We start from the raw sequence: 22,856 nt of genomic DNA, 5'->3' as shown, positions 1-22,856 counted from the left end.
TGTGTCCTTTTCTTAATTTTTACAAAACATTGTTAACATACGTTTAGTAATAGTTAAACCACCAAAAATATTTATACTAGATACTAAAATACTAATAAATGATAGAATATTAACTATTAATAAATTATTTTTTATTTGTAAAATAACACCTATAATAATAATACCTGAAATAGCATTAGTAACTGACATTAATGGTGTATGTAATTTATGATTTACATTCCATACTACATAATAACCTATTATACAAGATAAAATAAAGATAATAATATGTAATATTGCTATTTGAGTGATATATTTCGATATATATGTTATTAATATAAAACTTAATACATATAATCCTGTTAATAATAATTTATTGTTACAAACAGATTTATTTACATGACTATTAATAATCTGTTTATCATTATTTAATGATTTTGATATAACAGATTTTTTATTTATTGTTGGTGTAATGGATACTTTTTTATTGGATAAAGTAATTTTTTTTTTATAAGTTACAAGCATATGATTTATAATATCATCTTTACTATTTAAATTTACATGGCCAAAATGGTCCTTAGATATTAATTTAATGAAATTAATCATATTATTACTGTATAATTTTGATGCTTGTACTTGTACTTTACTAGATATATTTGTAATACCTACAATTTTAACATTATTATTTGTAGTAATAATTTTATCTATTTCTGTTAATTCACAATTACCTCCATTTTCAATAGCTAAGTCAATGATAATACTACCTGCTTTCATTTTGTTTAACATTTGTTTATCTATTAAAATAGGAGATTTTTTGTTAGGAATAGATGCTGTAGTAATAATAATATCAGTATTATATAATTCATTTGATATAATTGCTTTATCTAATATTAAATTATTATTTACCATATTTACATTAGTATTATTTTTTAATTCTAAAAATTTAGCACCCATACTATTAATTTGTTCTTTGACTTCTTTTCGTGGATCATATGCAACAACTAATGCTCCTAAACTTTTAGCTGTAGCAATTGCAGATAATCCTGCTACTCCTGCACCTATAATCATAACTTTAGCAGGTTGGATTTTTCCTGCTGCTGTAATTTGACTATTTAATGGTTTGGCTAATAAATATATTGCTTCAATAACACTACGATATCCTGCTAAATTACTCATAGAACTTAATACATCTATATATTGAGCACGAGAAATTCTAGGTACATAATCCATAGCAAAAGTCGTGATGTTTTTTAAAGCTAGTACTTTTAATAAATTATAATTTTTTATCGGCCAAATAAGACTAATTAATATAGTATTACTTTTAATTAAATTTATTTCTTCTTGATTAGGTGGATTAATCTTAATAATTATATCAACATTCCATATCTTATGATTATCTACTATTGTAGCACCATTATCAATAAAATCTTGATTTTGAAAAAATGATTTATTTCCTGCATCTTTTTCAACATAAACATTAAAACCTAATTTTATTAATTGTGGAATTGCTGTAGGTATAATAGCAATTCTATTTTCCTTAGAAAATGTTTCTTTTGGTACACCAATTAACATTATTTTTATCCTTTGTATAAAAATATTTTTTAAAAAGTTTTATGTACATATAAAAATTATCACTTATTTATAAATTTTTCAAATTTATATTATATTTAATAATATTTTTATAAGGCAATTAAATTAAATCCACCATCAACATGTATAATTTCTCCAGTAATGCCATCAGATAAATAAGATGTTAAAAATACTGCTACATTTCCAATATGATATATTGTTATTGGATAAGATAAAGGACTTTTTTTTTTGTAATATTTTTTAATTTTATTAAAATCTTTTATAGCCATTGATGATACAGTTTTTATAGGTGCAGAAGAAATACAATTTATTCTAATATTTTTTTTCCCTAAATAACATGCCATATAACGAATATTAGCCTCTAAAGAAGCTTTTGCTGAACCCATAATATGATAATTAGAAACAACTCTTTGTGCACCTAAATAAGATAAAACTACAATAGATGAATGTTCATTTAATATATTTATACATTCTTTAATCATACCTAACAAACTATAAGAACTTATTTCATGAGTTATATTAAAATTATTACGAGATATATTTTGAATAAAATTATTGTTTATTTTATAAAAAGGCATAAAAGCAATAGAATGTACAAAACCATCAAAATTAGTCCATATTTTTGTAATATTTCTAAATAATTTTTTTATATCTTCATCTTGTGAAAAATCACATTTAAAAATTGGATTATTTGTCATATGTTTTACTAAACTTAAAATTTTGTTTTTATATTTTTCTTTTTGATAAGTAATAATCAATTCCGCTTTATGTTTAAACATTATTTGTGCAATACCATATGCAATAGAATATTTATTATAAATGCCAGTAATAAGTATCTTTTTCCCTAACAATAATGACATGTGTTTTTATCTATAATTAATTAATTATTAAGTTCATTATACTAATAATAGAAAAAATTATTTTTTTTTATAAAAAAATTAGATCTTGATCACTTTTTTAATTTGTTTCACTAGACAAAATTATAATTACTTGATGTACTTTGTTATGACACACTTTTCAGTGTCATTTTTTATGTTAAAAGGTAATAAGTTGATGTCCAAAATTAAAGGTAATGTTAAATGGTTTAACGAATCTAAAGGATTCGGTTTTATTACACCAGAAGATGGTAGTAAAGATGTTTTTGTACATTTTTCTGCAATACAAAGTAGTGGTTTTAAAACTTTAGCTGAAGGTCAAAGAGTAGAATTCGAAATTACTAATGGTGCTAAAGGTCCTTCCGCTGCTAATGTAATTACAATTTAATTAGTAGTTATAATTAATAATATGTAATTTTTATAAGATAATAAATTTCTGCCTCTGAGGGTTTAAAAAATTTAAAAATATTTAGAATAAATAAAATATTATATATTTAATTTTATATAAAAAGCTAAATGTATTTAAAAAATAAACTTTTCAGAGGCAAATAAGAAATATAAAGAATACTAAAGTTAAGAATAATATTCTGCATTATAAGATGAACGAATAAATGGACCGCATATAACTTTTTTAAATCCTATACTCATAGCTTGTTCTTGAATATTTTGAAATTCTTTTATACTATAATACTTATATACATTAATATGTTTTTTTGTAGGTTGTAAATATTGTCCAATAGTTAAAATATCTACATTATTATTTTTTAAATCTTTTATAGTTTCATAAAGTTCTTTAAATGATTCTCCTAATCCTATCATTAGTCCAGATTTTACTAAAATATGTGGATATAAATATTTAAATTTATTTAATAAAATTAATGATTTATGATAATTTCCACCTGGTCTGATTTGTTTATGTAATCTTTTTACTGTTTCTAAATTATGATTAAATACATGAGGTAAATCTTTACCTAAAATTATTAAAGATTTTTCTATACTATTTTTAAAATCAGGCACTAAAATTTCTATTTTAATATTTGGATTCTTGATTTTAATTTGATGAATATAATCAACAAAATATTGTGCACCTCCATCATGTAAATCATCACGATTTACCGAAGTAATAACTACATATTTAAGTTTCATTTTTAAAATTGTATTAGCTAAGTTTAATGCTTCATCATGATATTTTTTTATAATAGGTCTACCATGTTTTACATTACAATAAGAACAATTTCTTGTACATATATTACCTAAAATCATAAAAGTAACTTGTCCCTTACCAAAACATTCTATAAGATTAGGACAAGATGCTTCTTCACAAACTGAATGTAAATTATTATTTTTAATAATATTTTTAATATATGTAATTTGTTTAAAATTTTTTTCTGAAAATTTAATTTTAATCCAATTAGGTTTTTTTAAAAATTTTTGCTTCATACGTTTATTTAGAACTTTTATGTTAAAAATATATAATATTTTATATAAAGTATATTATGCATCATAATATTAATCATAACATTTAACTATATAATAAAGAAATAAATTCATGTATTAATATTTTTTTTACTGTGAACATTTTAATATTAGGAATAAAATTTTTTATTTGTATCATTTTTAAATTTTTTAAACCACACGGATTAATATAAGAAAATGGCCGCATATTCATTTTAACATTTAAAGCTAATCCGTGTAGTGTACATCCTTTAGAAATTTTTAATCCTATAGAAGCTATCTTTTTGGTATTATAATAAATTCCTGGATTATTATAAATAATACTACCTTGTTGTGCATAAATATTAAAATATAATAGTGTATTAATAATTGTTTTTTCTAAAATAAAAATGATTTTTTTGATATTAATATTTTTTTTTTTTAAGTTTAGTAAAATATACATAATTTGTTGTCCTGGAGCATGATATGTAATTTTACCACCTCTATCAGTTAAAAATATTGGAATATTATGATTATTAAATTTCATATCATCTGGTACAGATGTTTTGCCTTTTGTAAACACTGGTGTATGTTCTACTAACCATATTTCATCTAATGTGTTATTAGTTCTATTAATATTAAAATTATACATTTTATTATATGTAATATTCCACGGTTCGATACCAAGATAACGAATAATAATTTTATTATACATAATTAATATACATAAATTATTGATGTAACCATTTACTTAACAATAATCGAATATAATCTAATAATCTTATAAAGATATTTCCTTCAGGTAAATCATATAATGCAATTAAAGGATAAATTTTTACAATATGATTTTTGATTATAAAACACATATAACCTAATATTTGATTTTTATAAATTGGTGCAAAAATTTTATTATTATTTATATGATACATAATTTTTATATCTTTTTCTTGTGTTTTTAAAAATGTAATATGAATATCTTCATTTACACCAATTTTTATAGAACCATATTTGCCATATAAAATTGGTAAAGATGCAATTTTTTGATGTTTTTTTAATGGATGTATTGTATGAAAATTTTTAAATCCCCAACACAATAATGTTTTACTATCTTTCATTCTATTTTCTATAGAATTTTCACCTAATACTACAGCAATTAGTCTCATATTATATTTTTTAGCAGATACAATTAAATTATATCCTGCATTTTCAGTATGTCCTGTTTTAATACCATCTACATGTAAATTTTTATCCCATAATAATTTATTACGATTTGTTTGATATATATTATTAAATGTAAAATGTTTAATTTTATATATTGAATATTCTTCAGGTAAATTATGAATTAAAGCTCTACCTAATAATGCTATATCTTTTGCTGTTGTATATTGTCCTAATGCATCTAAACCATGAACATTTTTGAAACATGTATTATTTAAACCTAATTCTTTAGCATATAAATTCATTAAATTCACAAAATTATCTTGACTTTTAGAAATATATTCTGCCATAGCGACACAAGCATCATTACCTGATTGTAAAATAATACCTTTTATTAAATCATGTACTGGTATAGAATCACCTTCTTTTAAAAACATTAAAGATGAACCATGAAAAAGATTATTTCCTGTAGCCCAAGCATTTTTACCAATTTTTACAATATCATTACGATTAATTAAACCTAATTTAATTACTTGTCCAATAACATAACTTGTCATAATTTTCACTAAACTAGCAGGATTATGAAAAACATTAGCGTTTTTTTCAAGTAAGACAGTATTAGTATCATAATCTATTAAAATATATGCTGGTGCATTAATATGTGGTGATGGTTTTTTTAATGTATATATATGTTCTTGCCCATATATTGTTTTGAAAAACATTAAAAATACAAATATAAATAATTTTAAATAATATATTTTATTAAATTTATTATTTTGATGTTTTATTTTCATTATGTTAATAACTCTATTAATAAATAATACAAACACATTTTAAATTATACAAGTTTATTTTATTTAACATTAATTATCTTATATAATTTTTTTATAAATGTAACTAAAATTTTTTTTTGAATATAGAAACATTTCTGGATACATACAATAATGTTAATAAATAAAATATATAAATTTGCAATGGGTGTAGAATATAATGGTTACCATTATCATGGATGGCAAAAACAAAAACATAATATAAATACTATACAACAACATATAGAATTTGCTATATCTAGAATAGCAAATCATACTGTAGAAATTTTTTGTGCTGGAAGAACTGATGTAGGAGTACATAGTACAGGACAAGTTATACATTTTGAAACGTATACTTTTAGAAAAATACAATCTTGGATTTTAGGAATTAATAGTTTATTGCCATATGATATAGTTATTCAATGGATAATACCAGTACATCATACATTTCATGCTAGATTTAGTGCTATAGCACGCAAATATTATTACGTCATTTATAATTACCCATATAGAAACAGTATTTTAAATTATTTAGTTACTCATTATAAACACCATCTTAATATAGATAATATGAATAAAGCTGCACAATTTTTGGTAGGTGAACATGATTTCACATCTTTTACATCTAAAAATTGTCAATCTAATTCTTTTATAAGAAATATTATATATTGTCGTATTTTAAAAAAACAATCTTTTATTTTTATCCAAATAAAAGCTAATTCATTTTTATATCATATGGTGCGTAATATTGTAGGTAGTTTATTAGAGATTGGTAAAAACAATAAACCAATTACTTGGTTATTGGATTTACTTCATGCGAAAGATAGAACAAAAGCAGGTATTACGGCTAAACCTTATGGATTATATTTAGTAAAAGTTACATATCCTAAAAATTTAAATATACCTGATAATATTTATAATAATATTTTTACATTATAATTATATATTACCCAGAGCGGGACTTGAACCCGCACAACAATATTAGTGTCGAGGGATTTTAAGTCCCTTGTGTCTACCGATTCCACCATCTGGGCCTAAATAATATATAATCATAAAGGCGCATCCCGGAATTGAACCGAAATAAAAGGATTTGCAATCCTCTGCATAACCATTCTGCCAATGCGCCATAAAATCTATTATAAATCATTATAAAATAATTAATTATGTTTGTATATATTAAAATAAAATAAATATGAAAAAATATTATTATTTTTTTTAATTAATAAAATTAATAAAAAAAATCATACATTTTAATAATAAAAATGTTATTTTATATTATTTATTAATAAATAATATTATTAAAAGGTTTAATATATGTGCTATAAATTTATATTAGTTATTAATTGTGGTAGTTCATCCTTAAAATTTTCTCTTATCAATGCTATAACACAAAAAATTATATTATCTGGAATATCTGAAAAATTTAACAATAATGCTTATATTAAATGGTTTTATAATAAACAACATAAAATAATTAATTTTAATTGTAATATTAATCACCGGTTTGCATTGAAATATTTAATAACTAAAATATTAACAAAATATCAAAATATATTAATCAATATTAAAGCTGTTGGGCATCGTATTGTACATGGTGGTGAAAAATATACACAACCTGTAATTATTAATAGTAAAATTATAGAAGAAATACATAATGCATCAGTATTTGCACCTTTACATAATCCTATACAATTATTAGGTATAAAAGAAATTATTAATCTTTTACCACATTTAAAAAATAAACAAGTAGCAGTATTTGATACATCTTTTCATCAAACTATGTCTCCAGAATCTTATTTATATGCAATACCATTAAAATTTTATACAAAATATAAAATTAGAAAATATGGTGCTCATGGTACTAGTCATCAATTTGTATCTCAACAAGCAGCTAATTTATTAAAAATACCATTAACAAATTTTAATGGTATTACATGTCATTTAGGAAATGGTTCTTCAGTTACAGCTATTTATAAAGGTAAAAGTATTGATACTTCTATGGGATTAAGTCCATTAGAAGGTTTAGTTATGGGTACTAGATGTGGTAATATTGACCCTTCTGTTATTTTTTATATGTATAATCAATTACATATGAGTATAAATGATATTAGTAATATTTTAATGAATCAATCTGGAGTTTTAGGTTTGACTAATATTACTAGTGATTTTAGATATCTTGAAAAAAATTATTTAATTGATATAAAAGTTAAAACAGCAGTAAATATATTTATTAATAGTTTAGCTAAATATATAGCATCATATAGCATATTAATGCATAATAAAATTGATGCTTTAGTATTTACTGGAGGAATTGGGGAAAATAGTATATTAATAAGAGAAAAAACTATAAAAAAATTATCAATATTAAATTTTAAATTAAATAAAGAACTTAATCAAAAAGTACAAAAAAAGCAAATAAATTATATTAATGAACAAGATAGTATTCCAATAATGGTTATTCCTACTAATGAAGAATTAGTTATAGCGCAACATACTGCACAAATATTAAAAATATAATTGCATAAAAAAATTACAATATAGGATTATATAATTATGGTTAGAATTATTATGTCAATACCTGTTGATATAGATATAGATTTTTTTCAATATATTAATATTAGTTTAATAAAAAATATCAAATCATATAATAATAATTTAAAGTTTTTTAATCCTATTTCTTATATAGAAAATTTTAATTTAAATAAAACACAAACTGTTATCAGTAATAATTATAATATAGAATGTATAAAATCTATATCAGTTAAAAGCATTAATATGTTTGATGATATTAATCAATATAATGAAATAATTCAAAATATAATTATAAATTTTTCTCAACATAAAGATAATACAGATATTATTTTTATAGAAGGCATTTTTCCAATATGTTTAAAACAATTTATTTTTGATTTAAATTGTAAAATTGCTAATATTTTTCGCGTTGAAATATTATTTATTACTGCTGAACCAAATAATATAATCAATAATTTAATCATAAAAAAAATTAATATTCTTTTTAAGAATAAAATATACGATTTTAATATTAATAAAACATATATTTTTGTTAAAAATTTTAATATTAATAATAATTTATTTTTTAATATATATAATAAAAAATATTTGTTAAAACAACACAAAACAAAATTGTATAAAGAAAATATTATAGAAACAAATAATATATTTAATATTTATAATATTCCTTTTAATAAAAATAATGTTTTAGGTTTAACTATTAAACAAATATATAAATATTTATCATGTTATAATATAAATGTACATTTTTTATATAATATAAAAAATATTGTGTTTATATATGAAGAATTAATATTTAATGAACAATATGCAAATAAATATTTATTTATTTTATCAATTAAAAATAATAAATTAATACAAAAAATATGTGATTTATTATCTAATACAACATATATAAAAAATCTTTTAATAACAGATATAAATCATAATTCTCAATATGATAAAACTATATTAAAACAGATTATATATAATAAAAATATTAATATTGCTTATACAACAGATAATAATTTGATCTTATATAAAAAGTTAAAAAAAATTCCTATATATAATACAATTTTTATAAAAGAAGAATTATTAAATCCAATTATTCAATATCTAAGTAAATATATACCTAAAAATATTTTTTATAAAAAAAATATTATACATAATACTTATGATTCTCCAGAATTTTTTAAAAATTTTCTAATACAAAAAGCATCTAAAATGAATAAAACTATTTTATTACCAGAAGGTAATGAAATACGAACTATTAAAGCAGCATTAATATGTGGAGAAAAATATATTGCAAAATGTATATTATTAGGCAATGTTACAGAAATTTTGAATATTATTAATAAAAACCATTTATTAATTAATGATAATATTAAAATTATTGATCCTGCAAAAATTCGTAATAATTATATTGAAGCTTTAGTTGATATCAGAAAACATAAAGGATTAAATATTTATGATGCAAAAAAATTATTATTAGATAATATGGTTTTAGCAACTATGATGTTAAAAGAAAAACAAGTAGATGGTATTGTAGCTGGTGCTAGTACAACTACTGCTAATACTATTAGACCTGCATTACAGATTATTAAGACATCAACACAATATTCTTTAATATCATCTATATTTTTTATGTTATTACCAACAAAAGTATTAATATATAGTGATTGTGCTATTAATCCTAATCCTAATTATAAACAATTAGCAGAAATAGCAATTCAATCTGAACAAACTGCAAGATATTTTAATATTCAACCTAAAATTGCTATGATTTCATATGCTACAGGTAATTCTAGTAGAGGCATTGAAGTTGAAAAAGTATATAAAGCAACTCAATTAGTACATAAAAAATATCCTCATATTTTAATTGATGGTCCTTTGCAATATGATGCAGCTGTAGATAAAAACATTGGAAAATATAAAGCTATAAATTCTAATATTGCTGGAACAGCTAATGTTATTATATTTCCTGATTTAAATACTGGCAATACAACTTATAAAGCTGTACAAAGATCATCAAATATAATCTCTATTGGACCTATCTTACAAGGCATACAACAACCAGTTAATGATCTTTCAAGAGGTGCATCTGTTGAAGATATAATTTATACAATAGCAGCTACTGTTATACAATCAGAAAAATAATATATTTATTTTCATATATTATTTAAATAAAATCGTTTTTTAAATTGCATATGACTATTAAACTCGCAAATTATAGGTATACCTGTTGGTATATTTAAATTAATAATATCATTATCACTAATTTGTTCGATATGTTTAATTAAAGCTCGTAAAGAATTACCATGTGCTACAATTAAAACTCTTTCACCATTATTTATTTTATGAATAATGTGATCATTCCATATTTTTACTACTCTTGTTAAAGTAGTAGCTAAACTTTCTGTTAATGGTAATTCATAATCTTCTAATTTAGAGTATTTAGAATCATATCTTGGACATCTAGGATCATCTATTGTTAATTCTGGTGGATTAATATTAAAACTACGTCTCCATTTTTGTACTTGTTTTATACCATATTTTTCTGCAATCTGATCCTTATTCATACCTTGTAATGCACCATAATGTCTTTCATTGAGTTGCCATGTTTTTATTATAGGTATCCACATTTGATTTAATTCTTTTAAAGTTAACCATAAAGTATATATTGCTCTTTTTAATACAGAAGTATATGCATAATCAAATGTAAAATTATAATTTTTTAATATTTTACCAGCTTCTATAGCTTCTATTTTCCCTTCTTCTGATAAATCAACATCATGCCATCCTGTAAAAAGATTTTCTTTATTCCATTGACTTTGTCCATGTCTTATTAAAACTAATTTATTAGACATAATATATAACCTCATAAATTTTAAATAATTTTATGTTAAATATCAAAAGAAGAACCACAATTGCAAGTAATTTTTGCTTGAGGATTTTTGACTATAAATTTAGATTCATTTATATTTTCAACATAATCAATACAACTACCAAATAAATATTGGATACTAATTTTATCTGTAATAATAGAAAATTGTTTATATATTTTAATAATTACATCTTGTTCATTAATTTTATTATCTAACATAAATTTATATTGAAAACCATTACATCCACCACCTACAATAAATATTCTGAATTTTGTTTTAAAATTATTATTATTTAATATAAAAAAATTAATTTTATTAATAGCTTGTTTAGTGAATGTAATTAATTGATTATTTTTTAAATAGTTCATAATTTATAATTAATTCATATTTTTAATTTTCATATAAAACTTAGATTTATAACGTGCAGCTTTATTTTTATGTATTAGACCTTTATTTACTTGTTTATCTATAATAGATTGCATTTTTTGAAAAGATAAAAATGATAAATCCTTATTTTTATCTAAAATATTCTGTTTAACTTTTTTGATAAATGTTTTTAACATAGATCGATAACTCATATTATGTTTTCTTTGTTTAATAGTTTTTAAAATTCTTTTTTTTGATGATTTAATATTAGCCATAAATTATTCTTATAATTATTTAAATATTTTAAACACTAATATAATATAATTATAAAAATAATTATAGAGAAAATTCATATGAATAATAATATTTTTTCTATAAAAAATATTATAAAAGTAATATAATAAATATTACATATAATGTATAAAAAATATAAATATTATAATTAATAAATAATTTAATTATCTAAATAAAATATAAATATGAAAAATAAATTTAAATTAAATTTACCTTATACCATGTTCCCTATGAAAGCTAATCTTCCTATAAATGAGTTAGTTATATTAAAAGAATGGGAAACAAACAATTTATATCAAAAAATTTTAAATCAGTCAAAACATAAAAAAAAATTTATTTTACATGATGGTCCACCATATGCTAATGGCAATATACATATTGGTCATGCATTTAATAAAATTTTAAAAGATATTATTATTAAATCCAAAAATTTAGATGGTTATTTTACTAATTTTATTCCTGGATGGGATTGTCATGGATTGCCTATTGAACATAAAATAGAACAAAAATATAAAAATAATAATATGTTATTATCTGATATGGAATTTAGATTAGCATGTAGAAAATATGCACAACAACAAATAGAACAACAAAAAAAAGATTTTATTAGATTAGGTATTATAGCCAATTGGCATAATCCATATTTAACTATGGATTATAAAATCGAAGCTAATATTATTCGTACATTTGGTAAAGTATTAAATAATGGATACATTTATAAAGGTACAAAACCAGTACATTGGTGTACTAAATGTTGTTCTTCTTTAGCAGAAGCAGAAGTAGAATATAAAAATAAAACTTCTTTATCTATGTATGTTAAATTTAATATTATTAATAATATACAATTTAAAAAACAAATTAATATAGTAAAAGATGTACAAATTTCTTTATTAATATGGACAACAACACCATGGACTATACCAGCTAATCAAGCAATTGCTGTACACCCAGAAATAAATTATAAGTTAATTTTAATAGATCAAGAAATTATTATTATAGCTCAAAATTTAATACATATAATTTTTACAAAAATAGGAATAATACATTGGGAAATTATAGGTACTCTACAAGGTAAATATTTTAATAATATACAAGTACTAAATCCTATCAATAATAATATATCCAAATTAATTATAAGTAAATATGTTATTTATAAAATCGGGACTGGTATTATACATATGGCACCAAATCATGGTTTAGATGATTATAATATATGCATGAAAAATAATATTAAATGTATTAAAAATATAATTGATAAAACAGGACATTTTATTATTGGAATACATCCAAAATTAGATAAAATTAATATTTTTTGTTCAGAAAAAATTATAAAAGATATTTTATTAAAAAATAATGCTTTGTTTTATTCTGAAAAATATTTACATAGTTATCCTTATTGTTGGAGACATAAAACACCTGTAATTTATATGGCTACTCCCCAATGGTTTATAAGTATGGATCAAAATAACTTACGACAATTATCATTAAATATAATTAAAAATATTACTTGGATACCTGAATGGGGATTAAAAAGAATGACAATTATGTTAAATAAAAGACCAGATTGGTGTATTTCTAGACAACGTATTTGGGGTATACCAATTCCTTTATTTATACATAATAAAACCAATAAAATACATAAAGATTCTGTTCAATTAATAGAAAAAATTGCATGTATTATAGAAAAAAATGGTATTCAAGCATGGTGGGATTTAAATTTAAAAAAAATTTTAGATAAAGATTATATGAATTATACTAAAGTTACAGATACTTTAGATGTATGGTTTGATTCAGGATCAACTTATGACTCAGTAATGAAACAAAAATATAATATTAAAAATATTGATATGTATGTAGAAGGATCAGATCAATTTAGAGGATGGTTTATTTCTTCATTAATTTTATCCATAGCTACACAAAAAACTAATCCATATTATAAAGTTATTAGTCATGGATTTACTGTAGATAATATGGGTAAAAAAATGTCTAAGTCCTTAGGTAATATTATACAACCACAATATGTTATAAAAAAATATGGTGCTGACATTTTGAGATTATGGGTTGCTTCTAATGATTATTCAAGTGAAGTGCATATTTCACAAAGTATTTTAAAAAGTATTACAGATATTTATAGACGTATTCGAAATACTATACGTTTTATATTATCTAACCTAAATGATTTTCAACCAAAGGATAATACTATTGTTCCAGAACATATGTTAAGTATAGATAAATGGATTATACACAAAACTAAAAAAACACAAGATAGTATTATAAAAAATTATCATAATTATAATATACAAAATATTATTAAAAAAATTATGAAATTTTGTACAATTGAATTAGGATCTATGTATTTAGATTTAATTAAAGATAGACAATATACTTTTCTAAAAAATAGTATAGAAAGATTAAGTTGTCAAACTGCTTTATATATGATATTAGAAGCGTTAGTACGTTGGATTGCACCGATTTTATCTTTTACAGCACATGAAATATGGCAATATATACCAGGAAAAAGATCTAAATATATTTTTATGGAACAATGGTATACAAAATTATTTACTTTGCCTCTTAATAATAAGATGAATTATCATTATTGGTGTGAAATGTTTAAATTTAGAGAACAAGTAAATAAAATAATTGAAATAACACGTAATCAAAAAATTATAGGTAGTTCATTAGAAGCAGATATTATAATATATACTTATGAAAATATGTTTAATAATATTATGTTATTAGGTAAAGAATTACGTTATTTTTTATTAGTTTCTAAAGCTTATATTATTAAAGATAAAAATAATATTACTAAAAAAATGATTATACGTTATAAAATAAAAAAACATACAGGTATGAAATGTATAAGATGTTGGTATTATGAAGATAATCTTGTAGATCATCTTTGTCCTAAATGTATCAATAATACTATAGGATCAGGGGAAAAACGTTTATTTATTTAAATAAAATTTATAATAAATTGTTAAAATACAATAATTATATTATATATAAGATTATATAATATATTAAATTTTAATTAAGATACATATAATATGGAAAAACAACAAATTCGTTTAGCAATTGCAGGTATTTTAGGTAGAATGGGTCAAACATTATTAAAAGTATTAAATAATAATAATATACCTTGTGTTTTAACTAGTGTACTTGATAAAACAAAATATAATAATCATATAAAATATTTTAATAAAAAAATAAAAATAACGTCTAATATCTTAGATATAATTAATGATTTTGATGTTTTAATAGATTTTACAAATACTATATCTACAATGGAATATCTTAAAATATGTCAACAATATAATAAAAAAATAGTGATTGGTACTACTGGTTTTAATAAAAATGAAAAACAACATATTATTAATGCATCTAAAAAAATAAGTGTGGTATGGTCTGCTAATTTCAGTATAGGCATCAATATTATTAATAAATTATTAGATAATATTTCAAAAATGATATGTGATAATAATCAAAATAATGTAGATATTAATATTATTGAGAAACATCATAAATTTAAAATTGATTCTCCTTCTGGTACTGCATTATATATGAAAAATATTTTATTAAAAAATTTACACACAAAATATTATATGAAAGATATTAATTGTTATTCTATTAGAGCTGGTGATTATTATGGTGAACATCAAATTATTTTTTCTTTTTTAGGAGAAAATATTGAAATAATACATCAAGCTTCTGATAGAACACCTTTTGCTAAAGGTGCATTAAAATCAGCTATATGGTTATTTAATATTAATAAAAATGGTTTATATAATATGGATGATGTATTAGGAATATAAATATTTAAAATAATTAACATATTACAGCAATTCAGTACATTCTTTTATATATAAAAAATCTATATGATATATAATTCTATTTTTATAAGGATGATACTGAATATTTAATATTTGTGTCTTAATTATTTTATTTTTATAATTTATTAATTTAATTATTTTTTTTTGGTCATCATTAAAACTAGTTATATTAATATTTAATATATCTTTATTATATATAAATATAGGTATAGGAATAATATTTTTGCCATAAATAATTGCAGGAATTTTATTATTTATACGTAATATTTTATTAAATTTTTTGCCAATTTGTAAACGTTGAAAAATTTTTATAGTATTCATTTTATAAAATCACCTTAATTTATTTGAATTTAAAAAATTAATATAATTTTTTTGCTATTTCTAATAATTCTTTTTTAAAAATTTTTTTCATATTTTTAATAGCATAAGAAATATCATTATGTACTATTTTATCATTTTTAATGCCTATACACCTACCACCATAACCATTGCATAATAATTCAATAGCATATGAACCCATTCTAGATGCTAAAATACGATCATAAGCAACAGGAGAACCACCTCTTTGAATATGTCCTAAAACTGTTGTTCTAGTTTCTCTTTGAATTTTAGTTTCAATATATTTTGCTAATTTATTAATATCACAAATAAATTCAGTGATCAATACTATTGCATGTTTTTTACCTTTATCTATTCCTTGTTGTATTTCTTTAATCAAATCATATTTATTGTAAATAATTTCAGGCAATACAATAAATTCACAACCTCCTGCTATTGCAGCAGATAAAGCTAAATCACCACAATATCTACCCATTACTTCTATAATTGATATTCTTTGATGTGATGATGATGTATCTCTTAAACGATCAATAGCTTGTACTATAGTTTCTAAAGCAGTAAAATAACCAATACTATAATCAGTACCTGCTACATCATTATCTATTGTACCAGGTATACCTATACATGGAAAACCCATATCTGTAATTAATTTTGCTCCAATATATGAACCATCGCCTCCAATAACAACTAATGCATCAATATTATTTTTTTGCATATTATTAATAGCGATAGTACGAATATTTATATTGGCAAATTGTGGAAAACGAGCTGAACCTAAAAAAGTACCTCCTCTATTAATAATTTCAGAAACACTATGTCTATTTAATTTAATAAAATTATTTTTATATAAACCTAAATAACCATTATATATTCCAAAAACTTCCAGTTTTTGACCAATAGCAGTACGTACAATACCTCTAATAGCAGCATTCATACCTGGAGCATCACCACCACTAGTTAATACACCAATTCTTTTAATCATATTGAACCTCTATAAAATTATTAACTTTGAAAAAAACCATGATCGTTTTTAGGAACTACAGAATATGGATCTTGATGTATAAGTACTTCTGCATATGGAAACTTTCTATTTATTGCTAATTCTATTTGTTCTGCAATATCATGTGCTTCTAATAAAGATAAATTATCATCTAATACTAAATGAAATTGTATAAATCTTGTTGGACCTGCTTGTCTTGTTTTTAATTCATGTGCACCTAATACTTCTGGCCAAGAATTAACTAAATTCATAATAATTTTTTTTTCATAATCTGGCAATGATCTATCTAATAATGATTGTATAGATTTATAAATTACTTTTGTAGCATTAAAAAAAATAAATATACTTATAAATAATGTAATTAAAGAATCAGCTTTAGTAATGCCATATATATTACAAATTAATGCTACTAAAACAGCACTATTAATTAACATATCTGATTGATAATGTAACATATTAGCATGTGTTGCTTGACTATTAGTTTGATTAATAACTTTTTTTTGAAATATAACTAAAATTAAAGTTGAAAAAAATGAAATAGTAATAACTATAATGCCAATAATAGGATTACATAATTTCATAGGTACTGATAAGTGTTTTATGCTGTGAAGACATAAAAATAATGATGTTATACAAATAAAAACACTTTGTGTTAATGCAGATAATGATTCTGCCTTACCATGTCCAAAAGAATGTTGAAAATCTGCAGGTTGTACAGCATAATACAGTATTAATAAGTTAATAGTTGATGAAGTAATATCTATTAATGAATCAATACAAGCTGCTAATATACTAATAGAATGTGTATAATACCATGCTATAATTTTTAAAAATAATAATATGAATGATAAAATTATAGCAAAATATGTGGCTTTAATAACTAAATTATTATATTTACTTGTTTGTTTTTGAATAAACATTGTTTTTAATATAAAATTCATATATTTTCACTCTAAATTTTAAAAAATTAATGTATAATTAAATATTATTAGTTTAAATTTAATAATAATAATAGATTACTGTAACGTACATATTTATTCTATAAAAATATGTTAAATTTATATTTAATTATAAATTTTTTGTAAAAAAGTAACAGTCATAACATTACATACTATACTAAATAAAACATTAATAATATGAAAAAATATTCTGAAAATACATTTCAAGGTATGATTTTAATTTTACAAAATTATTGGGCAAATCAAGGATGTACTATATTACAATCATTAGATACTGAAGTTGGTGCTGGCACTTCTCATCCTATGACATGTTTATATTCAATTGGTAAAACATCTAGAAAAATAGCTTATGTTCAAATATCTAGAAGACCTACTGATGGTAGATATGGTAATAATCCTAATAGATTACAACAATATTATCAGTTTCAAGTAATCTTAAAACCTCCACCAAATAATATTCAAGAATTATACTTGAATTCATTAAAATCATTAAATATAGATTTAAAAAATAATGATATTTGTTTTATACAAGATAATTGGGAAAATCCAACGTTAGGTGCATATGGTATTGGATGGGAAATTATACTGAATGGTATAGAAATTACACAATTTACATATTTTCAAAAAATGGGTAGTTTTACATGTAACCCGATAACTGGTGAAATTACATATGGATTAGAAAGATTAGGTATGCATATACAAAATGTTAAAAATATTTTTGAATTAATTTGGTGTAAAAATATAGATCAATGTGTAACTTATGGAGATTTATATTTACAAAATGAACAAGAATATTCTTTATATAATTTTTATTATGCAGATACTAATTTTTTATTAAAAAATTTTCAACATTATGAACAAGAAGTACTAAAATTATTAAGTTTATCTAAACCATTAATTTTACCAGCATATAATAAAGTTTTAAAAGCATCATATTGTTTTAATTTGTTAGAAGCACGGCAATTTTTTTCTTCTACAGAACGTAAAAGATATATTTTAAAATTACGTAATTTAACTAAATCTATTATAAAAAAATATTATAAATTATAATAATTAAAATATTTGAACATTAATTGAAGTAGGTATGTATTATTATGAAAAAAGTAACATTTTTATTAGAACTTTCTATTGAAGATATACCATCTTATTTATTATTACAAATTACTAATATAATAAAAACAAATTTTATATATGAATTAAATAAATATAATTTTAAATATAAAATCATTAATGCTTTTATGACTAATAGGAGAATTGCTTTACAAATTCATAATTTTGATGTAATACAAAAAGATTATTATATTAATATTAAAGGTCCATATGTAAAAATAAAAGATGAACAAAATTTTAAAAATAAACAAATAAAATTTTGGATGATAAAACATAAGATAAAAGATTTTAATAATATTAAATTTCATAAAAATTATATTATATATAAAAAACACATTCAAGGTTTACATATTAAAAATTTTTTACCACAAATTTTAAAAGATACTTTACTAAATATATCATCTATACCTAACACAATGTATTGGAATGATAATAATTTTAAATTTATTAGACCTATAAGAAATTTATTAGTTTTATTAGATGATATATTTATACCCATTAATATTTTAAATATACCATCAAATAATGTTATTCAAGGTCATCGTTTTATTGGAGAACAAAAAATTTATTTATTACATGCTAAACAATATGAAACTACCTTATTTAATACAGGCAAAGTAATAGTTGATTTTATAAAAAGAAAAAATAAAATTTTAAAAGATATTAATAATATTATTAATAAAATTCATGGGATAATTAAATTATCTTCTAATTTATTAGATGAATTAACTGCTATGATTGAATGGCCTGTTATATTAATTGGTAAATTTAATCTAAAATTTTTAAAACTACCACATAAAATTTTAATTCATATTATGGAAAAATATCAAAAATATATTCCTATATATGATGATAATAAAATATTATTACCATATTTTATTTTTATAATAAATATAGAAAGTAATAATACTCACAAAATTGTTCAAAGACATGAACAAGTCTTAAATGCAAAATTTCAAGATATTAATTTTTTTTTAAAAAATGATATGAATATGCAACTAGAACAATATGTAAATAAATTAAAATATATTGTTTTTCATAAAAAATTAGGTAGTTTATATGATAAAACTATGCGTATTATAAAAATATCTGAATATTTAGCATTAAAACTAAAACATACAGTTACACATTTTTTAAGAACAAGTTTATTATATAAATGTGATTTAGCGACACAAATGGTTTATGAATTTGCTGATTTATCAGGTGTTGTAGGCATGTATTATGCAATAAAAGATAAAGAACATAATGTAGTTTCAAAAGCTTTATATGATCAATATCGATACAATATTTGTTATAAAATACCAACTAATAAAGTTTCTTATATTTTATTTATATCAGATAATATTGATACTTTAGTTGGCATGTTTAGTGTTGGATTATTACCAACAGGAGATAAGGATCCATATACTTTAAAAAAAAATACATTAACTATTATACATATCATGATAAAAAATAAGTTAGATATCAATTTAAAAAAATTAATCAATTTCAATATAAAAAAATATAATTATGTTGATGATAAAAATATACTTATAAATAATCTTATGCAATTTATTCTTAATAGATGTAAAAATTGGTATTTATCTTTAGGTTATCAAATAAAAATTATCAATGCTGTTATATTAAATAACTATAAATATCATTATAAACTATTTATTCTAGATTTTATAATAAAAGCAGTAAATAAATTTTTTCTGATTGAAAAAAAACAAAGTAAATTGTTATTAATAACATATAAGAGAATTAATAAAATATTAATTACAAATCAACAAAACATATCTAATCATATTAATATGAAATTAATTCTTGAAAAAGAAGAACAAATATTAATTAATCATTTAAAAAAATTATCTAAAATTATAAAAAATAAAATTTTAAACCATGAATATTATAATATATTACTCATATTATCTGAATTATACTATCCAGTAAATAAATTTTTTCAAAACATTATTATTAATAGTAATAATATAGCAATTAAAAATAATCGTGTAACTATATTACATAATATTGAAAAATATTTATTACAAATAGTTAATTTAAATAAATTAAATTAAATTAATTGTAACATATTTAAAGTTTTTTTTATTAATTTTTTATTTGTATCAGTAAGTTTAGTTAATGGTAATCTAATAAAATCACTATTAATTAATCCTATATATTTTGCTGCCCATTTAACAGGTATAGGATTAGATTCAATAAATAATTGTTGATGTAATAACATCAAAGATTGATTTAAATTATTAGCTTTTTTAATTTTATTTTTTAGAGCATAATTTACAAATTTATTCATATATTTAGCTGCAATGTTAGCTGTAACAGATATTACACCATGTCCTCCTAATAATATAAATTCAAATGCAGTACTATCATCTCCGCTAATTAAAAAAAAATTTTCGTGTACTAAATTTTTAATTTTATTAACACGAGATAAATCACCTGTAGCTTCTTTAATACCTATAATATTTTTAATTTTAGATAAACGATAGATTGTTTCAGGTAATAAATCACAACCAGTACGTTTAGGTACATTATATAATATTTGTGGAATATTTGTACTTTCAGCAATAGCTTTAAAATGTTGATATAATCCATTTTGTGTTGGTCGATTATAATATGGTGTTACATTTAAACATCCAATAATATTAGTTTTTTCTAAAATAGATATCATCTTTATACTTTTAGATGTAGAATTAAAACCTGTACCTGCAATAATTGGAATTTTATCTTGAGCAATATCTAGTGACCACATAATAGTATTGATATGTTCATTATAATTTACTGTAGCAGACTCACCAGTTGTTCCTAAAATAACTATAGCTTTTGTTTTATTATTAATATGATATTGAATAAGTTTTTTAAGATTTGATTTACATATATTACCTTTCATATCCATGGGAGTTATAAGAGCCACCATACATCCGGTAAACATTAAATTTAAACCTATATAGTTAATATGATATTTTAGTATGATAACAAATTTAATATAAATAAACTATTATTATCAATATTTTAATATAAAAATTATATATTTTTTATTTTATTAATATATTGTTGTAAAAAAAAATCTATTTTATTTTTAACTTCTATAATAGATAAAGTATTATTAATTTTTTTATATAAAAATTTTTTTTGTAATGATTGTTTTTGATAATATTTAATTAATGGTTTAGTTTGTTTTAAGTATTCTGTTAATCTATTATTAATAGTAATAATATTATCATCTGGTCTTCTAATAAGTATTTCCCCAGTAATATCATCTTTACCATATATTTTAGGAGGATTAAATATCATGTGATAAGTACGTCCAGAAGATTCATGTATTCTTCTTCCTAAAATTCTTGTAATAATTTGATTATAAGGAATATATAACTCAATAACACTATCAATATTAATATTTTCTTTAATTAATATATTAGCTTGTACTATATTACGAGGATAACCATCTAGTAGAAATCCATTTTTACAATCTTTATTAGACAAACGTTCTTTTATAATTTTTATAGTAATATTATCAGATACCATTAAACCTTTATTAATATTATTTTTAATTTCTCTAGCTAAATCAGTATTGTTATTTAACATATAATGACGTAAAATATTGCCAATAGAAATATTAGGTAAATTATATTTTTCTGCTATAAATCTAGCATGTGTTCCTTTACCAACCCCAGGAGCTCCTAATAAAATTATACGCATATTATGATTCTCATT

At 20.8% G+C, this 22,856-nt stretch carries 21 protein-coding genes and 2 tRNA genes; 8 read left to right on the top strand and 15 right to left on the bottom strand.

Translation table 11 applies throughout. From position 1 onward, the window contains the following. Nucleotides 1-12: 12 nt before the first annotated feature. Together GJT85_RS00360 and GJT85_RS00355 are read right to left on the bottom strand one after the other, a co-directional pair. Nucleotides 13-1,551 carry a Re/Si-specific NAD(P)(+) transhydrogenase subunit alpha gene (locus tag GJT85_RS00360; RefSeq protein WP_208754255.1) on the bottom strand — a complete coding sequence of 513 codons (1,539 nt, stop codon included), beginning with the start codon at nt 1,549-1,551 and terminating at the stop codon, nt 13-15. Between the two features lie 107 nt (nt 1,552-1,658). Then, complete coding sequence (locus GJT85_RS00355) at nt 1,659-2,429, bottom strand: enoyl-ACP reductase FabI (RefSeq protein WP_208754254.1); 771 nt, start codon at nt 2,427-2,429, stop codon at nt 1,659-1,661. Between the two features lie 193 nt (nt 2,430-2,622). Here GJT85_RS00355 and cspE point away from each other — a divergent pair, with 193 nt between their 5' ends. Then, a complete protein-coding gene (gene cspE, locus GJT85_RS00350; RefSeq protein WP_208754253.1) occupies nt 2,623-2,832 on the top strand; it encodes a transcription antiterminator/RNA stability regulator CspE in 210 nt (69 codons plus the stop codon). A 185-nt stretch (nt 2,833-3,017) separates the two neighbouring features. Here the strand turns inward: cspE and lipA are convergent, their stop codons facing one another. The 3 genes from lipA to GJT85_RS00335 form a co-directional block, all read right to left on the bottom strand. Continuing rightward, a complete protein-coding gene (lipA, locus tag GJT85_RS00345) occupies nt 3,018-3,884 on the bottom strand; it encodes a lipoyl synthase (protein WP_208754252.1) in 867 nt (288 codons plus the stop codon). An 82-nt stretch (nt 3,885-3,966) separates the two neighbouring features. Then, nucleotides 3,967-4,593: a lipoyl(octanoyl) transferase LipB gene (gene lipB, locus GJT85_RS00340; protein ID WP_208754251.1), complete on the bottom strand. Its 627-nt coding sequence runs from the start codon at nt 4,591-4,593 to the stop codon at nt 3,967-3,969. A 16-nt stretch (nt 4,594-4,609) separates the two neighbouring features. Further along, nucleotides 4,610-5,830 (bottom strand): serine hydrolase, encoded by a 1,221-nt coding sequence (locus GJT85_RS00335; protein WP_208754250.1) that lies wholly within the window; start codon nt 5,828-5,830, stop codon nt 4,610-4,612. 150 nt (nt 5,831-5,980) lie between these two features. Between GJT85_RS00335 and truA the strand changes: the two genes are divergently transcribed. Then, a complete protein-coding gene (truA, locus tag GJT85_RS00330) occupies nt 5,981-6,784 on the top strand; it encodes a tRNA pseudouridine(38-40) synthase TruA (RefSeq protein WP_208754249.1) in 804 nt (267 codons plus the stop codon). 8 nt (nt 6,785-6,792) lie between these two features. Here the strand turns inward: truA and GJT85_RS00325 are convergent. Both GJT85_RS00325 and GJT85_RS00320 read right to left on the bottom strand, forming a co-directional pair. Next, nucleotides 6,793-6,879 (bottom strand) — tRNA-Leu (locus GJT85_RS00325). A 21-nt stretch (nt 6,880-6,900) separates the two neighbouring features. Beyond that, nucleotides 6,901-6,971, bottom strand: a tRNA-Cys gene (locus tag GJT85_RS00320). Nucleotides 6,972-7,159: 188 nt separating this feature from the next. Between GJT85_RS00320 and GJT85_RS00315 the strand changes: the two genes are divergently transcribed. After that, on the top strand, nt 7,160-8,362 hold the full coding sequence (locus tag GJT85_RS00315; protein ID WP_208754248.1) for an acetate kinase: 1,203 nt from the start codon (nt 7,160-7,162) through the stop codon (nt 8,360-8,362). A gap of 51 nt (nt 8,363-8,413) precedes the next feature. Beyond that, on the top strand, nt 8,414-10,513 hold the full coding sequence (gene pta / locus GJT85_RS00310; RefSeq protein ID WP_211080549.1) for a phosphate acetyltransferase: 2,100 nt from the start codon (nt 8,414-8,416) through the stop codon (nt 10,511-10,513). A gap of 11 nt (nt 10,514-10,524) precedes the next feature. Here the strand turns inward: pta and gpmA are convergent, their stop codons facing one another. The 3 genes from gpmA to rpsT are packed head-to-tail and all read right to left on the bottom strand — an operon-like array spanning nt 10,525 to nt 11,882. Next, nucleotides 10,525-11,226, bottom strand: coding sequence for a 2,3-diphosphoglycerate-dependent phosphoglycerate mutase (gpmA, locus tag GJT85_RS00305; protein WP_208754596.1), 702 nt, complete (start codon nt 11,224-11,226; stop codon nt 10,525-10,527). A 32-nt stretch (nt 11,227-11,258) separates the two neighbouring features. After that, complete coding sequence (erpA, locus tag GJT85_RS00300) at nt 11,259-11,609, bottom strand: iron-sulfur cluster insertion protein ErpA (protein WP_246212280.1); 351 nt, start codon at nt 11,607-11,609, stop codon at nt 11,259-11,261. Nucleotides 11,610-11,618: 9 nt separating this feature from the next. Further along, on the bottom strand, nt 11,619-11,882 hold the full coding sequence (rpsT, locus tag GJT85_RS00295; RefSeq protein ID WP_208754246.1) for a 30S ribosomal protein S20: 264 nt from the start codon (nt 11,880-11,882) through the stop codon (nt 11,619-11,621). A 204-nt stretch (nt 11,883-12,086) separates the two neighbouring features. On the opposite strand from rpsT, the gene ileS reads away from it, so the two are divergent. After that, nucleotides 12,087-14,861: an isoleucine--tRNA ligase gene (gene ileS / locus GJT85_RS00290; protein ID WP_208754245.1), complete on the top strand. Its 2,775-nt coding sequence runs from the start codon at nt 12,087-12,089 to the stop codon at nt 14,859-14,861. Between the two features lie 90 nt (nt 14,862-14,951). Further along, nucleotides 14,952-15,716, top strand: a complete 765-nt coding sequence (gene dapB / locus GJT85_RS00285; RefSeq protein ID WP_208754244.1) for a 4-hydroxy-tetrahydrodipicolinate reductase — start codon at nt 14,952-14,954, stop codon at nt 15,714-15,716. A gap of 21 nt (nt 15,717-15,737) precedes the next feature. Here the strand turns inward: dapB and GJT85_RS00280 are convergent, their stop codons facing one another. From GJT85_RS00280 to GJT85_RS00270, 3 genes are read right to left on the bottom strand one after another with little or no spacing between them, the layout of a single operon-like run. Further along, entirely contained in the window at nt 15,738-16,055 is a 318-nt protein-coding gene (locus GJT85_RS00280) for a 50S ribosomal protein L25 (protein WP_208754243.1), read from the bottom strand. Nucleotides 16,056-16,092: 37 nt separating this feature from the next. After that, nucleotides 16,093-17,055: a 6-phosphofructokinase gene (gene pfkA, locus GJT85_RS00275; RefSeq protein WP_208754242.1), complete on the bottom strand. Its 963-nt coding sequence runs from the start codon at nt 17,053-17,055 to the stop codon at nt 16,093-16,095. 20 nt (nt 17,056-17,075) lie between these two features. Beyond that, complete coding sequence (locus tag GJT85_RS00270) at nt 17,076-18,014, bottom strand: cation diffusion facilitator family transporter (protein ID WP_246212278.1); 939 nt, start codon at nt 18,012-18,014, stop codon at nt 17,076-17,078. Between the two features lie 195 nt (nt 18,015-18,209). Here GJT85_RS00270 and glyQ point away from each other — a divergent pair, with 195 nt between their 5' ends. Together glyQ and glyS are read left to right on the top strand one after the other, a co-directional pair. Further along, nucleotides 18,210-19,082, top strand: a complete 873-nt coding sequence (gene glyQ / locus GJT85_RS00265) for a glycine--tRNA ligase subunit alpha (RefSeq protein WP_208754241.1) — start codon at nt 18,210-18,212, stop codon at nt 19,080-19,082. Between the two features lie 44 nt (nt 19,083-19,126). Further along, nucleotides 19,127-21,199 (top strand): glycine--tRNA ligase subunit beta, encoded by a 2,073-nt coding sequence (glyS, locus tag GJT85_RS00260; protein WP_208754240.1) that lies wholly within the window; start codon nt 19,127-19,129, stop codon nt 21,197-21,199. Here glyS and dapA read toward each other — a convergent pair. Continuing rightward, the gene (dapA, locus tag GJT85_RS00255) at nt 21,196-22,074 is read right to left on the bottom strand and encodes a 4-hydroxy-tetrahydrodipicolinate synthase (RefSeq protein ID WP_208754239.1); all 879 of its coding nucleotides are present in this window, start codon (nt 22,072-22,074) and stop codon (nt 21,196-21,198) included. The genes glyS and dapA overlap by 4 nt on opposite strands. 92 nt (nt 22,075-22,166) lie before the next feature. Beyond that, complete coding sequence (locus GJT85_RS00250) at nt 22,167-22,841, bottom strand: adenylate kinase family protein (RefSeq protein WP_208754238.1); 675 nt, start codon at nt 22,839-22,841, stop codon at nt 22,167-22,169. Nucleotides 22,842-22,856: the final 15 nt, after the last annotated feature.

The sequence above is a fragment of the Enterobacteriaceae endosymbiont of Neohaemonia nigricornis genome, assembly GCF_012571795.1.
In the GTDB taxonomy this organism is placed as follows: domain Bacteria; phylum Pseudomonadota; class Gammaproteobacteria; order Enterobacterales; family Enterobacteriaceae.
This window is presented reverse-complemented; position numbering and strand designations above follow the sequence as displayed.

What these genes read in the sequence shown, in the direction of transcription:
- GJT85_RS00360 (WP_208754255.1), bottom strand. Translation starts at nt 1,551, where the DNA reads ATGTTAATTGGTGTACCAAAAGAAACATTTTCTAAGGAAAATAGAATT.
- GJT85_RS00355 (WP_208754254.1), bottom strand. Translation starts at nt 2,429, where the DNA reads ATGTCATTATTGTTAGGGAAAAAGATACTTATTACTGGCATTTATAAT.
- cspE (WP_208754253.1), top strand. Translation starts at nt 2,623, where the DNA reads ATGTCCAAAATTAAAGGTAATGTTAAATGGTTTAACGAATCTAAAGGA.
- lipA (WP_208754252.1), bottom strand. Translation starts at nt 3,884, where the DNA reads ATGAAGCAAAAATTTTTAAAAAAACCTAATTGGATTAAAATTAAATTT.
- lipB (WP_208754251.1), bottom strand. Translation starts at nt 4,593, where the DNA reads ATGTATAATAAAATTATTATTCGTTATCTTGGTATCGAACCGTGGAAT.
- GJT85_RS00335 (WP_208754250.1), bottom strand. Translation starts at nt 5,830, where the DNA reads ATGAAAATAAAACATCAAAATAATAAATTTAATAAAATATATTATTTA.
- truA (WP_208754249.1), top strand. Translation starts at nt 5,981, where the DNA reads ATGTTAATAAATAAAATATATAAATTTGCAATGGGTGTAGAATATAAT.
- GJT85_RS00315 (WP_208754248.1), top strand. Translation starts at nt 7,160, where the DNA reads ATGTGCTATAAATTTATATTAGTTATTAATTGTGGTAGTTCATCCTTA.
- pta (WP_211080549.1), top strand. Translation starts at nt 8,414, where the DNA reads ATGTCAATACCTGTTGATATAGATATAGATTTTTTTCAATATATTAAT.
- erpA (WP_246212280.1), bottom strand. Translation starts at nt 11,609, where the DNA reads ATGAACTATTTAAAAAATAATCAATTAATTACATTCACTAAACAAGCT.
- rpsT (WP_208754246.1), bottom strand. Translation starts at nt 11,882, where the DNA reads ATGGCTAATATTAAATCATCAAAAAAAAGAATTTTAAAAACTATTAAA.
- ileS (WP_208754245.1), top strand. Translation starts at nt 12,087, where the DNA reads ATGAAAAATAAATTTAAATTAAATTTACCTTATACCATGTTCCCTATG.
- dapB (WP_208754244.1), top strand. Translation starts at nt 14,952, where the DNA reads ATGGAAAAACAACAAATTCGTTTAGCAATTGCAGGTATTTTAGGTAGA.
- GJT85_RS00280 (WP_208754243.1), bottom strand. Translation starts at nt 16,055, where the DNA reads ATGAATACTATAAAAATTTTTCAACGTTTACAAATTGGCAAAAAATTT.
- pfkA (WP_208754242.1), bottom strand. Translation starts at nt 17,055, where the DNA reads ATGATTAAAAGAATTGGTGTATTAACTAGTGGTGGTGATGCTCCAGGT.
- GJT85_RS00270 (WP_246212278.1), bottom strand. Translation starts at nt 18,014, where the DNA reads ATGAATTTTATATTAAAAACAATGTTTATTCAAAAACAAACAAGTAAA.
- glyQ (WP_208754241.1), top strand. Translation starts at nt 18,210, where the DNA reads ATGAAAAAATATTCTGAAAATACATTTCAAGGTATGATTTTAATTTTA.
- glyS (WP_208754240.1), top strand. Translation starts at nt 19,127, where the DNA reads ATGAAAAAAGTAACATTTTTATTAGAACTTTCTATTGAAGATATACCA.
- dapA (WP_208754239.1), bottom strand. Translation starts at nt 22,074, where the DNA reads ATGTTTACCGGATGTATGGTGGCTCTTATAACTCCCATGGATATGAAA.
- GJT85_RS00250 (WP_208754238.1), bottom strand. Translation starts at nt 22,841, where the DNA reads ATGCGTATAATTTTATTAGGAGCTCCTGGGGTTGGTAAAGGAACACAT.